Here is a 14230-nt window from a genome sequence, read left to right as displayed (position 1 = left end):
CCCGGTGCGATGCCCTGGACGCGAAAATCGATGCCCGGTGCGATGCCCAGGATGCGAAGTCCGATACCCGGTTCGACACGATGGAGACGAAGTCCGATGCGCGTTTCGATCGCGTCGAGCAGCAGATCTTCGAGGTGAAGATCGCGATCGCGCGCCTGGAGGGGCCGGCACCCCGGCTCATCGCCGCGCGCTGAGAGGTGACGCCTCAGAACAGTCGGGGGATGCCCGACTCGATGCCCTTCATGTCGTCGTAGTCGAGCACCAGGCAGCGGATACCGCGATCCTCGGCGAGCACGCGTGCCTGAGGCTTGATCTCCTGCGCGGCGAAGACGCCCTGCACGGGGGAGAGGTGCGGGTCGCGGCCCAGCAGTTCGAGATAGCGGGTCAGCTGCTCCACGCCGTCGATGTCGCCGCGGCGTTTGATCTCGACCGCGATCGCGGCGCCGTCGGCATCGCGCACCAGCAGGTCGACGGGCCCGATGGCCGTCGGGTACTCGCGGCGTACGAGCGTCGCGCCCTCGGAGATGCGGTCCACCTGTTCGGCGAGCAGCCGCTGCAGATCGGCCTCGACGCCGTCCTTCTGCAGCCCGGGGTCGATACCCAGCTCGTGGGAGGTGTCGTGGATGATCTCGTAGATCTGCACGCGCAGCGCATCACCGGTCTTCTTGTGGGTGACGCGCCAGACCTCGACGACGCCGGCGCTGGCTTCTTCCTCGCCGGGGGTCTCGCTCGAGAGCGAGCACGGCGGGCTCATCCAATTCAGCGGCTTGTAGCTGCCGCCGTCGGAGTGCACGAGCAGACTCCCGTCTCCCTTGTGCACGAGCAGACGCGTGGCAAGCGGGAGATGGGCGTTGAGCCGACCGGTGTAGTCGACCGAGCAGCGGGCGATGACGAGACGCACCCGTCGAGCCTACTTCGTCGGGAGTGCTGCGCGATCGCAGGCGGTGGGCGCGGCGGTCATCGGTCGAGGAACGACCCGATCGCCTGGAAGAGACCGAGCTCGGTGGCGGCGGAGCGGGCGATGAGGAATCCGATGATGCCGATGATCCAGGCGGTGTTCTCCGCGCCGGTGCGCTCCATCCAGGCCGCGAAGCGTTCGAGCGGCCGCTGCACCAGGGGAGCGGCGACCAGGCGCAGGACGAGCAGCACGACAGCGGGCAGGATCATCAGCGCGCAGTACCCGACGAGCGACAGCACGCGCAGCGGAGTGTCGATCCCCGCATCCGCCAGCATCGTCATCGCGACGATGTACGGGAGCATGGTGGCGATCTCGACAAGCCCGGCGGCGATCGCGACGGCCATCACGGCGGTCCCGCGAGTGCGCGGGTCGAGCAGTCGCTCGCGCCACCGGGTGATGCGACCGGGGCGCGGCGCGGCGTCCGTCGTCATCGCGGGAGCCGGAGGGGGTGGTGTCGTCATCGACGAGCTGTGCGCAGCCGACCTCGTCGGCATCCCCGTCCACGCCGAGACCTGCGGGGTCGTGGGTCCCGACGTCGGGGTCGTCGACGTGGGCTTGGCGCGCTTGTCACCGGTCGGCATCACGAAGGCCGTGATGAGGAGCGCTCCTCCGACGAGCAGGCGGATGACCAGGCCGGCGGGCGAGGCCAGGAAGTCGGACGCCACGTCGACGAGATTCACCAGCCCCCAGAGGAAGAGGAGCCCGACGAGCAGGTAGAACGCGGCGATCGTCACCAGATACAGCAGGATGCGTCCGGCGCGCACCCGCCCCGGGTGCAGGAGCAGGAAGACGGGGATGAGGAGAGTGCCGACGCTCAGCCCATCGATCAGCGCCAGGAGGGCGAGGGAGAGGGGAAGCGGCAGTCCGCCGAAGAGTTCCATGTCTCCACGTTCACGGAACGGGGGACGGCTGCGGATCGGGCGAAAGTAGCGTCTCCTTCGGCTCCCTCATCCCTTCGTCGGATGCGCGAGCGCGCGCGCCGTGGTTGCATGAAGGCATGCACGAGCAGGTCGAAGGCGGGTTCGGAGCCTGGTACCGCCGGCACCGCTGGTGGGCGGATCCGCTCGGGATGGCGATCCTCGCGGTCGTCATGGCGGGCTTCGGGTTCCGCGGCATCTGGGGTCCGTTCTCGATCCTCGAGACCTCCGTCTCGCCGTGGTGGGCACTGGCCCTCGCGCTTCCCGCGTGCGCGCTCGCCCTCGTCAAGCGGCGTATGCCCGTGACGGTCCTCGCGTTGGTCACGCTCCTCTTCGTGGTCGATCTGCTCACCGTCGGCGGCATCGGCACGCTCGTGGTGCTGCTGGATGTGTTGTGGACGGCGGCGTTCCTGGCGGGGCCGCAGGGGAGGCGGGTGCTGCTCCTCCTGCTGGGCGCTTCGACGATCATCTTCTTCCTCGCCGCCTGGCTCTTCACCGACGTGCCGTTCGCCGTGGCCTTCCTCATCGGCGTGCAGTTCGGCGCGATCTTCGGCACCGACTACTGGTGGGCGGTGGCGGTCTCCCAGGCCCACGAACTCGCCGAGCTGCATCGTCAGCGAGCGGAAGAGGCCGCCGCCGCCGCCGAGCGGGACCGCGTCGAAGCGGTGCAGCGTGAGCGCGAGACGATGGCGAGAGAGCTGCACGATGTCGTCGCCGGTCACGTGATGGCGATGGCGATCCGTGCCGAAGCGGCTTTGTCGTCCGCACCCGACCGTGCCAGGGATCGAGAAGCCCTGCAGGCTGTGCGCGACGCGGGACTCGATGCTCATGGTGCGCTGCGATCCATGATCTCGGTGCTCCGTCGCGGCGACGGGACTCTGGCTCCTGCACCCCGCTGGGCGGATCTCGGCGGAATCGTGCAGGAGGCGGAGCGGGCAGGGCTCGTCGTGCATCTCGTCGTCGATGACATCGAGGACATCGGTGCGGCACGCCAGCAGGCCGTCATCCGCATCGTGCGCGAGGCGCTGAACAACTGCATCCGCCATGCGAGCGGCGCCGTCGTCGACATCACGGTTCAGGAGCAGGACTCCGAGGTGCGGGTCGAGGTGCGCTCGCGTGGCGGTGCGCCCAGCCGCGCTGCTGCACACGGCGACGAAGGCTGGGGGCTGCAGATGCTCCGCGAACGCGTCGGCGCGTTGGACGGCGTCTTCTCCGCGGGGCCGACCCCGGGCGGATGGGCGGTCGAGGGGCGCATCCCGGTGGAGGTGCGGCCATGACGGCGCCGACCGTGCTGCTGGCCGACGATCACAGCGCGATCAGGGCGGGCCTGCGCATCATGCTCGAGACACAGGGCATCTCGGTGGTCGGAGAGGCCGCGGATGGTGAGGTCGCTGTCCGCAACGCCGCGGCACTGCGCCCCGACGTCGTGCTCATGGATGTGCGGATGCCGGGGCGGGACGGGATCTCGGCCACCAGAGAGATCGTCGAGCGCGGTCTCGGCGACGTCCTGGTCCTGACGAGCTTCGACGAGGACGACCTCGTGTTCGGGGCCATCCGCGCCGGGGCCGTCGGATTCCTGCTCAAGACGGTCGACGCCCCTACCCTCGGGCAGGCTGTCCGCGCGGTCGCCGCGGGCGACGGCGCTCTGGATCCGCGGGTGACGAGACGTGCGCTCGCCGCCGTCGCCGAGAACGCCGCGCTTCCCGTGCCGGTGCCGGATGCGGGGAGGCTCGCGAATCTGACCGGTCGGGAGCAGGAGGTGCTCGAGGGGATCCTGCAGGGGTGGTCGAACGCTCAACTCGCTGCACGGCTGCGCATCTCGGTGCCGACGGTCAAGACTCATGTCTCGAATGTGCTCACCAAGCTCGGCGCGCGCAGCCGTTCACACGCGGCAGCGCTCGTCCGTGGTGGCGAGGACTGAACCTCACTCCGCCGCCGTGATCACTCCGCCGCCGTGGTCAGCCCTGTGGAGTCGTCGCGGCCGGCGTCTTCTCGTCGTCGCGGAGCGGGCGCGCGGCGCCGGAGAACAGCCCGGACATCACGACCAGTGCGACCAGGATGAACAGCGTGTTGAGCAGACCGATGTGCTCGCTGATGACGCCGAGCACGGGAGGTCCACCCAGGAACGCGATGTAGCCGATCGTGGCCGCAGCACTCACCCGGGCCGCTGCCTTTGCCGGATCGTCCGCCGCCGCCGACATGCCGAGCGGGAAGCCGAGGGAGGCGCCGACGCCCCAGAGCGCCGCCCCGACGAGCACGAGCGGGAAGGTGGGCGCGAGGATGAAGAGCAGGATGCCCGATGCCGCCGCGACCGCGAGGATGCGCAGCACCAGCACGCGGCCGAAGCGGTCGACGAGCGGACCTCCGAACAGACGCACGACGGTCATGCCCACCGAGAACACGGCGAGCGACACGGCGCCGGTACCCTCGGCGAAGCCGTGCCCCTGCTCGGTGCCCAGGGCGATCCAGTCGTTGGCGCCGCCCTCGGCGAATGACATGCCGAGCATGACCACGCCGATCAGATAGGTGCGCGGTTCGCGCCATGCCTCGAGCGCGGTGTGCATGCGTGCACGGAAGGCCGGCTTCTCGTGCGCCGCGGGATCGAGGGCGGCCTCGCGCACCGGCACCTGGAAGAAGCAGACGATCGCGATCACGGCGATCAGCGCACCCATGACCGCGGCGTGGGTGGCGACGTTGATGGAGAGCTGCGCCGCGAGGGCGCCGATTCCCGCGCCGATGACCGTGCCGAAGCTGAAGAATGCGTGGAAGACCGGCAGGATCGTGCGGCCCATCTGCTGCTCGATCGCCGTGGCTTCGACGTTCATCATCACGTCGACCGATCCGTTGCCGAACCCGAACAGCACCATGCCGATGATGACGACGGGAACGGAGCCGAACACATTGGCGCCGAGGCCCACGAGGACGATCCCGGATGCGAACATCAGCATCGTCAGGAGCATGCCCCGCCGGGCACCGAGGCGCGCCATCACGGCGGGACCTGTCGAGATGCCGATGATCGATGACACGCCCATGCCGAGGAGGATGAGGCCGACCTGCGCGTTGTCGAGCCCCAGCGCCTCCTTGATACCGGGTACGCGCGACGCCCAGGTGGCGATCGACAGCCCGCTCGCGAGGAAGATGGCGAAGATCGCCGCGCGCCAGCGCACGAACTGCGAACGGGAGAGGGCTGTTTCCATGCCGGACAGCCTATCGAATCGATTCGACCGAAGGGAACCGTGGGGAGCTATCCTCGAAGTATGAGCAGTCAGGAGACGCCGCGTCGGCCCACGATCGCCGACGTCGCACGTGAGGCGGGCGTGGCGACGTCCACCGCCTCGGTCGTCTTCAGCGGCAAGGCGAATGTGGCGGCCGCCACGCGGGAGCGTGTGCTCACCGCGGCGTCGGACCTCGGATACGCAGGTCCGGATCCCCGCGCGGCATCGCTGCGTCGCGGACGCAGCGGCATCGTCGCCGTCGTTCTCGAGGGGCACCTGCGCGCGGCATTCCTCGATCCGGTGACGACGGCCATGATGGACGGCCTCACCGACGGTCTCGCCGACCTCAGTGCGGGCATCCTCCTGATGCGCGACGAACCGGGGGAGGAGGGGGCCGCCATCACGAACGCCCCCGTAGACGCCTTCGTCCTGATCGGATGCTCGGGGCGCACGAAGGCCTCGCTCGAGGTGGTCGTCGGCCGTGGTCTGCCGGTGGTCGTGATCGAAGGAGATGCCGGTGAGGATATCCCCCGCATCACGCTCGACAACGTCGCAGCGTCCGCCGACGTCGCGCGGCACGTCCACGACCTCGGTCACCGCGACGTGGCGCTGGTCACGCTCTCGCTCGACAGCGAACGGGAACGGGCACTGGTGACCCCCGAACGGATCGCGAACGCGACCGTCGACGTCTCGGTGCATCGCCTCGAGGGGATGCGTCAGGTGTTCCCCGATGCGCCGGCGATCTCGGCGTCCGGCAGCCTCATCGACGAGGGCGTGCTGGTCGGACGGATGCTTCTGACCGACCCCGCCACCCGCCCGACGGCCGTGCTCGCCCAGAGCGACCTGCTCGCGGTCGGGGTGATCCGAGCGGCCGAGGAACTGGGGCTCCGCGTGCCCGAGGACCTCTCGGTCGCCGGTTTCGACGGGATCCCGCTCGACGGCTTCGGGGATCTCACCCTCACCACCAGCGTGCAACCGGCGGTCGAGAAGGGTCGCGCGGCGGGGGAGCAGGTCGCCCGCATGCTCCGCGGAGAACCGGGCGAGACGCAGCATCTCACCTGTGTGTTCCGCGCCGGCACGACCACCGGCCCCGTCCCACGCTGAGCGGCGCCCGCTCAGCTGCGCTGCGGACCGAGCGGCAGGCCGTTCTCCCCGAAATCGAGGATGCGGTAGCGCCCGCAGTCGATCACCTCGTCAGGGATGGCCGGTGACGAGAGGCGCCAGGGGACCGTCTGGGCGTCCTCCACGAGGAATGACACCTCACCGACATCGAAATCCGCTCGGTTCACGAGCCACGCGTAGCCGTTGAGCTCATGATCGACCTGCACGAGACGGGCGGGATCCTCCAGATGCAGCTTCGGCAGGCGTACCGTCCAGAACTGGCCGGCCCCGACCCGGCCCGACGCATCGACCCAGTCGGTCACACAGGCGAGATCGGCATCGGGGGCGGCGCTCGCAGCGGCGAGCCGGGGAACGCTGAACGTGCCGCCGATCACGAGCACCACGGTGGCGGCCGCCGCGAGGAGAGCACCGGCACGCCGCGGCACCCGCCAGGCACGGGGAGCCGCCACCACGGCGAGCACCGGCGCGAAGACGAGGGGCTGCAGGTACCGGGCGGCGTGGGTGCCGAGAGCGATCGCGCCGATCGCGACGAGCACGGGGGTGACCCACGCGACGGTCGCGACGAACCGCGTGCCGGGATCGCCCGCTCGCGCCGTGCGCGCGATGGCCGACGCGATGAGGGCGAGCACGATCAGGGCGCCGATGATGCCGGCGGGCGTCGCCGTGCGGTCGAGGAGAAGGGTTCCGTAGTAGCCCGCCGACTCCGTCCAGAGTTCGGGCTGGACGTAGCCGGTTCCGGTGTTGGCGATCCATGCCCGAAGAGGAATGCGACCGAGGAAGCCCATCGCGGTGCCCAGGACCAGCACGACGAGCATCGTCGCCGTGCGGGTGCGTCGAGGCGACCGGATGAGCATCACGGCGAGGAGAAGAGCGATCGGAACCGTCGCCCAGGCGGCGAACAGCGGGTTGGAGAGAGTGGAGACGGCCGCCGTCGCGCCCAGAGCGACCAACGACCCGGTCCCGCCCTCGTCGCGGTCGATCACCCGACGCACCAGACCGACGGACAGCACGACGGCGATCACCGTCGAGCAGTAATACGTGGTGGTGAGCAGCAGGGAGGCGAGTTCGAGCGCGTCCCGAGAACCCGAGACATCGGTCATCGCCAAGATGCCGAAGACCGCGAGCCCGAGGAGCGCCCAGCTGACCGGGGCGGTGTCGTCGCGTCGACGGCCCGAGACCAGCCGGAGGGCCCCGTAGAGAGCGAGCATGTTGATGACGGCATTGATCGTGAGCAATCCGTTCACGTCGACAGGCAGCACCGCATCGAGGCCGGTGAAAACCGCGGACTCGGGCAGGAACAGCACGCTGGACATCGCCCAATCCAGCGGAGCGCCGGACAGGACGGATCGTGCGAACATCGCCACGACCAGGGAATCTCCATCGCGGAACAGCAGGTCGGCGCGAGCGGATGAAGCGACCTGCGCCACCGTGATCATCGCCACGGCCAGTGCCCCCACCCAGCCCGCGAGCTCTCGAACCCAGACCCGCCGCATGGGGCTACTCTCGCACGATCGTGCAAACGTGGACCGCAGGAACCTCTCGCGCCGGTAAACTGGTCTGACACCCGCCCGCCTGTGCCGAAATGGCCGACGAGCCCTGAGGGAGCCGCGTATATGCTGATGCTCCTCGCTGTGTTCCTCCTCGGGTCGCTGTTGATGCCCGTTCTGGTGCGCTGGCTCGGAGCTCAGGCTTTCGCCATCGCCGCCCTCGTCCCGGCCGCCGCCTTCGTGCATGCACTCGTCATGACACCGCAGGTGCTCGACGGGCCGGTACCGTTCGAGTCGCTCGAGTGGATCCCCCAACTGGGTCTGAACCTCTCCATGAACATGGACGTGCTCGGCTGGGTGCTCACCCTGATCGTCACGGGCGTCGGAGCACTGGTTCTCCTCTACTGCCGTTGGTACTTCTACGAGGACTCGGCGGGCGTCGGACAGTTCGCCGGCGTGCTGTTGGGCTTCGCCGGCGCGATGTACGGACTGGTCCTGACCGACGACCTCGTGATCCTCGTCATGTTCTGGGAAGTCACGAGCATCCTCTCGTACCTCCTCATCGGTCACTACCGCCGCCGTGCCGCCAGCCGTCGCGCGGCGCTGCAGGCTCTGCTGGTGACGACGCTCGGTGGCCTCGTGATGTTCGTGGGCGTCGTGCTGCTCGTGGTCGACACCGGCACCTCGAGCATCCGCGAGATCCTCGTCATCGCGCCCAGCGGACCTCTCGTCGATGCTGCGATCGTCATGCTCCTGATCGGGGCGATCAGCAAGTCGGCACTGTTCCCCTTCCACTTCTGGCTCCCCGGTGCGATGGCCGCGCCCACGCCGGTGAGCGCGTATCTGCACGCCGCCGCGATGGTGAAGGCCGGCATCTATCTGATCGCCCGGTTCGCGCCGATCTTCGCGTTCAGCACCACCTGGCGGCCGATCGTCATCACCCTGGGCATCATCACGATGCTGCTCGGGGGCATCCAGGCGTTGCGTGAGACCGACCTCAAGCGCATTCTCGCCTTCGGCACGGTCAGCCAGCTCGGCTTCTTCGCGATCGTCGTCGGCTACGGCACGCAGGCGGCGGCGCTCGCCGGTCTCGCCCTGGTCATCGGCCACGCGCTGTTCAAGTCGGCGCTCTTCCTGATCGTCGGCGTCATCGACCGTCAACTGTCCACCCGAGACATCAACGAGCTCTCCGGCGTCGGTCGGCAGGCACCCGTCATGGCGACCGCGGCATTCATCTCCGTGGCATCGATGGCGGGCATCGCGCCGACCATCGGCTTCGTCGCCAAGGAATCCACGCTCACCGCCCTCCTCGACGACGCACAAGGCGGATCCCCGTGGGGACTCGTCGCCCTCATCGGTATCGTCCTCGGATCCATGCTGACTGCGGCATATGGGGTGCGTTTCCTCTGGGGCGCGTTCTGGAAGAAGCGCGATGAGCAGGGCCAGCAACTCCCCGACACAGCCTGGCCCGACCCGCCGGTCGGCTTCCTCTCGGCCCCGATCATCCTCGCCGGCGTCACGCTCGCGGCGGGGATCGGCGCCCCCGCTCTCGACACGGCTCTGCAGGGGTACGCCCTCACCGCGACCCCGGGGCTCGACCATGCGGGCGAAGCCGTCGAGGGCCCCGGCCATCTCGCGCTGTGGCACGGCTTCGAGCCCGCACTGGGCATCTCGATCCTGTCGATCCTGCTCGGCATCGGGCTGTTCCTGGTCACCCGCAGGACCGGATGGGATCGCAAGCCGCGGATCCTGCGATTCACCGCGGCCGACGTCTACTACTTCGTCATGCGCGGCGTCGACCGGCTCTCGGTGCTCAGCACCACGCTCACCCAGCGGGGCTCGCTGCCGGTGTACGTCGGCACCATCTTCGTGGTGTTCGTCGCCGCCGAGGTCACGGCCCTCATCGCGAGCGACATCGATCGGTACAACCTGTCCCTCTGGCACACCCCGGCGCAGATCGTGGTCGCGCCGATCATGGCGATCGCCGGCATCTTCGCCGTCCGTGCGCAGAAGCGCTACACCGGCGTGGTGCTCGTCTCGGTCACCGGACTCGGCATGGTCGTGCTGTTCGCGACGAGCGGTGCACCCGACCTCGCGCTGACGCAGATCCTGGTCGAGACGGTCACGATGGTCACGTTCGCGCTGGTGCTCCGTCGCCTCCCCGCGCGGATGGGCGAGCACAACGCCTCGGTCGGGCGCATCCCCCGCGCGCTGCTGGCGATCGGCGTGGGCGTCACGATGGCCTTCGTCGCCGTCGTCGCCACCCAGTCGCGCATCGCCGACCCGATCTCGGAGGCGTTCCCGAAGCTCGCGTACGAGATCGGACACGGCAAGAACGTCGTCAACGTGGCGCTGGTCGACCTGCGCGGCTGGGACACCATGGGCGAGCTCTCGGTGCTCGTGCTCGCCGCGACCGGTGTGGCCTCCCTGGTGTTCGTCACGCACCGCGCCGACCTGCTCGCCGCCACCAGGAACCTTCCCCGGGCGACGCGCAAGGCCGCACGCAGCCGCCCGCTCGTCGAGACCACCGAGGGCATCCGATTCCAGACCTCCGAGAACGAGAGCAGCCCGCGGGCGTGGCTCGTCGGCGGTCAGAAGATGAAGCCCGAGAACAGGTCGATCCTGCTCGAGGTGATCGTCCGCATCCTGTTCCACACCATCATCGTGGTGTCGATCTTCCTGCTGTTCTCCGGCCACAATCTGCCGGGCGGCGGCTTCGCCGGCGGTCTCGTCGCGGGCATGGCACTCGTGATGCGCTACATCGCCGGCGGACGCTGGGAGCTGGGCGCCGCGGCCCCCACGGATGCGGGACGACTGCTCGGCACCGGCCTGATCCTCGCCGTCGGCACGGCGGTCGTTCCCCTGTTCTTCGGTCTCGCGCCCCTGACCAGCACCTTCTGGGAGTGGGAGATCCCCGGCATCGGACACATGGAGTTCGTCACCTCGACCATCTTCGACATCGGCGTGTACCTCGTCGTGATCGGGCTCGTCCTCGACGTGCTGCGCAGCCTGGGCGCCGAGGTCGACCGTCAGGCGGCGCTGCGCACCACACCGGGTCCTGAAGGATTCCTCTCCCGGGGCGGGAGGAGCAGCTGATGGACGTCTCCCTCACCCTGATCGTCATCATGGCCATCCTCTTCGCGTGCGGCGTGTACGCGATGCTGGAGCGCAGCCTGACCCGTGTGCTGATCGGCTTTCTGCTGCTCGGCAACGCCACGAACCTGCTGCTCCTGATCGTGATGGGCGTTCCCGGCAACGCGCCGTTCTTCGGGACGGAAGGGGAGATGAGCGACCCGCTTCCGCAGGCGCTCACCCTCACCGCCATCGTCATCACGTTCGCGGTCTCGGCTTTCCTGCTCGCCCTGATCTACCGCTCCTGGCAACTGGGTCAGGCCGACACGGTCGAGGACGACGAGGCCGACATCGCGCTCCGCGAGCGCACAGATGCCGACGAAGACCTCATGGACGACGAGTCCGAGACCGACGACGACGAGGCGACCACCGACTTCGTCGGCGTGCAGACCGCGCCGATCACGGTGCTGCATATGCGCGATCACCCCTCGATCCACGACGATGCTCCGTTCGACGCCCCGACCGGGTGGGGGAGCGAGCCCTCCGAACCGTCAGAACCCTCCGACGAGGGCCGTGAACCGCGCCCCGACCAACCCCATGACCGCGACGAGAACGAGGAGGGCAAGCCATGACCGCCCTCGTCCCGCTCCTCGTCGCACTGCCTCTGCTGGGCGCCGCGGTCACCCTCGTCTTCGGTCGCAATGCGCGCCTGCAGGTCGTCGTCACGGTCGCCACTCTCGCCGCCGTCTCGGTCATCGCCGCCGTGCTCCTGGTCGTGGTCGATTCCGGTGCTCCGCTGGCGGTGTCGGTCGGCGGCTGGCCCGTGCCGTTCGGCATCGTGCTCTACGTCGACAGGCTCGCCGCCCTCCTCGTGCTCATCTCCAGCATCGTGCTGCTCGCGGTCCTGCTCTTCTCCATCGGCCAGGGTGCCGCAGACGGCACCGACGAGACGCCGATCTCGATCTTCAACCCGTCGTACCTGATCCTCGCGGCCGGCATCTTCAACGCCTTCATCGCGGGCGACCTGTTCAACCTCTACGTCGGCTTCGAGATCCTGCTCGTCGCGTCGTACGTGTTGATCACTCTCGGCAGCACCGAGTCCCGCATCCGTACCGGCGCGGTCTACATCGTGGTGTCGCTGGTCTCGTCGATCCTGTTCCTCGCGTCGATCGCGATGATCTACGGCGCACTCGGCACGGTCAACATGGCCCAGATCGCCGAGCGCATGTCGGAGCTCCCGCAGGAGACGCAGCTGGTGCTGCACCTGATGCTCGTGGTCGCCTTCGGCATCAAGGCCGCCATCTTCCCGGTGTCGTTCTGGCTGCCGGACTCGTACCCGACCGCACCGGCCCCGGTCACCGCCGTGTTCGCCGGCCTGCTGACGAAGGTCGGCGTGTACGCGCTGATCCGCACCGAGACCCAGCTCTTCGCCTCGAACAGCATCGACACGCTGCTCTTGATCATCGCGCTCGCGACCATGATCGTCGGAGTGCTCGGTGCCGTCGCACAGGCCGAGCTCAAGCGAATCCTGTCGTTCACACTGGTCAGCCACGTCGGCTACATGATCTTCGGCCTCGCGATAGCGACCCCCGCCGCGATCGGCGCCACGGTGTACTACATCGTGCACCACATCGTCGTGCAGACCACCCTGTTCCTCGCCGTCGGGCTCGTGGAACGTCGAGCCGGAAGCACCTCGATCCTGCGGGTCAAGGGGCTGCTGAAGGTCGCCCCCCTGATCGCCGTCCTCTATTTCGTCCCCGCGATCAACCTCGGCGGACTGCCGCCCTTCTCCGGCTTCATCGGCAAGTTCGCCCTCTTCGAGGCGGCGGCCTCGGTCGGCACACCGATCATGATCGTGCTGATCTTCGGCGGCATCGTCACGTCGCTGCTGACCCTCTACGCCCTGATGCGCGCCTGGAACCTCGCCTTCTGGCGCGAAGAGGAGGACTCCACCGAGACCGAGGGACGCATCTCGTACCTCGGCAACGCGCCGGCGGCCGATGAGCAGCAGGAGCGCCGTCGCATCCCGAAGATCATGACCGTGGCGACCGGCGGCATGGTCGCGGTCACGCTCGCGTTGACGATCTTCGCTGGTCCTCTCTACGCCCTCTGCGACCGCATCGGCGCCGCACTGCTGCAGCCGGTGAGCCTCGTGCAACTGGAAGAGGAGGTGGGCTGATGGCGCGCGACACCCGACGTCACCTCTGGCGCGACATTCGCGTGCAGCTGCCCTTCCTCGCCTGGCTCGTGGTGCTCTGGATGCTGCTGTGGGCGCAGTTCACGGTGCTGTCGTTCCTCACCGGACTCGTCGTCGCGATCTTCGTCACCCGCGTGTTCCGACTGCCGACCGTCGCGCTCTCCGGGCGCATCAATCTCTGGTACGCCGCACTGTTCGTGGTGCAGTTCCTGTTCGCGGTGCTGAGCGGTGCTCTCTCGGTCACGGCGCAGGTGTTCGACTTCCGTCGCCAGCCCGGCACGGCCATCATCGCGGTGCCGCTGCGGTATGCCGACGACCTGGTGATGACGCACGTCGCCGTCGTGTCGTCGCTGATCCCCGGGTCTCTCGTCGTGGAGACCGACCGCGACCGGCGGATCCTGTACCTGCACGTGATCGGGGTCCGGAACCTCGACGACGTGGAGAAGCAGCGCGCCGGCGTGCTCCGGTGGGAGCGACGCGTGGTGCGTGCACTCGGCGACCCCGATCAGTATCGTGCCCTCAAGGCCGAGGAGCGCGCGGGACTCGGAACGATGAAGGGCGGTGCCCGATGAACATCCTCCTGCTGCTGATCATGGTGGTGTTCGGCATCGCCGCTGTGCTCGCGCTGATCCGCATCGTGCGCGGACCGTCGATCCTCGACCGCGCCGTCGCCTCCGACGTGCTGCTCACCGAGGTGATGTGCGTGATCGGCGCCGAGATGGCGATCAACGGTCACACTCGAAACATCCCCGTGCTCTTGATCATCGCGGCGATCGGAGTGTTCGGATCGATCGCCGTCGCCCGGTTCGTCGCGAGAAGGGACAACACGACACCATGAACGTGTTCGGTCTCATGATCCCGGATGCCGTCATCGACGTGGCGGTCCTGGTGCTCATCCTGCTCGGAGCGCTGCTGTGCCTGTCGGCGGCGGTCGGACTGCTGCACTTCCGCGATGTGCCGTCGCGTCTGCACGCGGCGACCAAGCCTCAGGTGCTCGGACTGCTGCTCATCTGCATCGCGATCGCGCTGTCGCAGCGGTCGGTCGGCGGCATCCTGATCGGGTTCGTGCTGGTCGCCCCGGTCGTGCTCATGCAGTTCGCCACCGCTCCGCTCTCGGCGCACATGGTCGGACGGCAGGCGTATCGCAACGGCACCATCGAGCAGCGCGGCCTCGTCGTCGACGAGCTCTCCGAGTCGAAGCAGACCCCGCCCGCTGCGGGCTGACATCGAGGCTGATCCTGCCCGGCTGCGCCGGGCGATCG

The 14230-nt window shown here is 68.6% G+C and carries 13 protein-coding genes and 1 pseudogene; 10 read left to right on the top strand and 4 right to left on the bottom strand.

The window, feature by feature from the left end; all coding sequences use genetic code 11:
- Positions 1-194: pseudogene (locus GZ64_RS20245) on the top strand (response regulator); the annotation flags it as partial.
- Positions 195-205: 11 nt separating this feature from the next.
- Here GZ64_RS20245 and nucS read toward each other — a convergent pair.
- Both nucS and GZ64_RS0118815 read right to left on the bottom strand, forming a co-directional pair.
- A complete protein-coding gene (gene nucS, locus GZ64_RS0118820; RefSeq protein ID WP_021200066.1) occupies positions 206-901 on the bottom strand; it encodes an endonuclease NucS in 696 nt (231 codons plus the stop codon).
- 56 nt (positions 902-957) lie between these two features.
- Positions 958-1839, bottom strand: coding sequence for a GAP family protein (locus GZ64_RS0118815; RefSeq protein WP_029268287.1), 882 nt, complete (start codon positions 1837-1839; stop codon positions 958-960).
- A gap of 116 nt (positions 1840-1955) precedes the next feature.
- On the opposite strand from GZ64_RS0118815, the gene GZ64_RS0118805 reads away from it, so the two are divergent.
- Positions 1956-3152 carry a sensor histidine kinase gene (locus GZ64_RS0118805; RefSeq protein ID WP_029268285.1) on the top strand — a complete coding sequence of 399 codons (1197 nt, stop codon included), beginning with the start codon at positions 1956-1958 and terminating at the stop codon, positions 3150-3152.
- Entirely contained in the window at positions 3149-3796 is a 648-nt protein-coding gene (locus GZ64_RS0118800) for a response regulator (protein WP_029268281.1), read from the top strand. The genes GZ64_RS0118805 and GZ64_RS0118800 overlap by 4 nt, the downstream gene beginning before the upstream one ends.
- A gap of 37 nt (positions 3797-3833) precedes the next feature.
- Here GZ64_RS0118800 and GZ64_RS0118795 read toward each other — a convergent pair whose 3' ends face one another.
- Entirely contained in the window at positions 3834-5072 is a 1239-nt protein-coding gene (locus GZ64_RS0118795) for an MFS transporter (protein WP_029268279.1), read from the bottom strand.
- Between the two features lie 60 nt (positions 5073-5132).
- Between GZ64_RS0118795 and GZ64_RS0118790 the strand changes: the two genes are divergently transcribed.
- On the top strand, positions 5133-6194 hold the full coding sequence (locus GZ64_RS0118790; RefSeq protein WP_029268278.1) for a LacI family DNA-binding transcriptional regulator: 1062 nt from the start codon (positions 5133-5135) through the stop codon (positions 6192-6194).
- 11 nt (positions 6195-6205) lie between these two features.
- Here the strand turns inward: GZ64_RS0118790 and GZ64_RS0118785 are convergent, their stop codons facing one another.
- A complete protein-coding gene (locus GZ64_RS0118785; RefSeq protein WP_029268277.1) occupies positions 6206-7705 on the bottom strand; it encodes a hypothetical protein in 1500 nt (499 codons plus the stop codon).
- A 120-nt stretch (positions 7706-7825) separates the two neighbouring features.
- Here GZ64_RS0118785 and GZ64_RS0118780 point away from each other — a divergent pair, with 120 nt between their 5' ends.
- The 6 genes from GZ64_RS0118780 to mnhG are packed head-to-tail and all read left to right on the top strand — an operon-like array spanning position 7826 to position 14192.
- Complete coding sequence (locus GZ64_RS0118780) at positions 7826-10795, top strand: Na+/H+ antiporter subunit A (protein ID WP_029268276.1); 2970 nt, start codon at positions 7826-7828, stop codon at positions 10793-10795.
- Positions 10795-11403 (top strand): Na(+)/H(+) antiporter subunit C, encoded by a 609-nt coding sequence (locus tag GZ64_RS0118775; RefSeq protein ID WP_021200074.1) that lies wholly within the window; start codon positions 10795-10797, stop codon positions 11401-11403. Before GZ64_RS0118780 ends, GZ64_RS0118775 begins: the two co-directional genes overlap by 1 nt.
- Positions 11400-12950 carry a Na+/H+ antiporter subunit D gene (locus GZ64_RS0118770; RefSeq protein ID WP_021200075.1) on the top strand — a complete coding sequence of 517 codons (1551 nt, stop codon included), beginning with the start codon at positions 11400-11402 and terminating at the stop codon, positions 12948-12950. The genes GZ64_RS0118775 and GZ64_RS0118770 overlap by 4 nt, the downstream gene beginning before the upstream one ends.
- The gene (locus GZ64_RS0118765) at positions 12950-13540 is read left to right on the top strand and encodes a Na+/H+ antiporter subunit E (protein ID WP_029268269.1); all 591 of its coding nucleotides are present in this window, start codon (positions 12950-12952) and stop codon (positions 13538-13540) included. The genes GZ64_RS0118770 and GZ64_RS0118765 overlap by 1 nt, the downstream gene beginning before the upstream one ends.
- Positions 13537-13806 carry a monovalent cation/H+ antiporter complex subunit F gene (locus tag GZ64_RS0118760; RefSeq protein WP_021200077.1) on the top strand — a complete coding sequence of 90 codons (270 nt, stop codon included), beginning with the start codon at positions 13537-13539 and terminating at the stop codon, positions 13804-13806. Before GZ64_RS0118765 ends, GZ64_RS0118760 begins: the two co-directional genes overlap by 4 nt.
- Entirely contained in the window at positions 13803-14192 is a 390-nt protein-coding gene (mnhG, locus tag GZ64_RS0118755) for a monovalent cation/H(+) antiporter subunit G (RefSeq protein WP_021200078.1), read from the top strand. Before GZ64_RS0118760 ends, mnhG begins: the two co-directional genes overlap by 4 nt.
- The last annotated feature ends 38 nt before the right edge of the window (positions 14193-14230 follow it).

The organism is Microbacterium sp. Cr-K32, from assembly GCF_000708345.1.
Classification (GTDB): Bacteria; Actinomycetota; Actinomycetes; order Actinomycetales; family Microbacteriaceae; genus Microbacterium; species Microbacterium maritypicum_A.
This window is presented reverse-complemented; position numbering and strand designations above follow the sequence as displayed.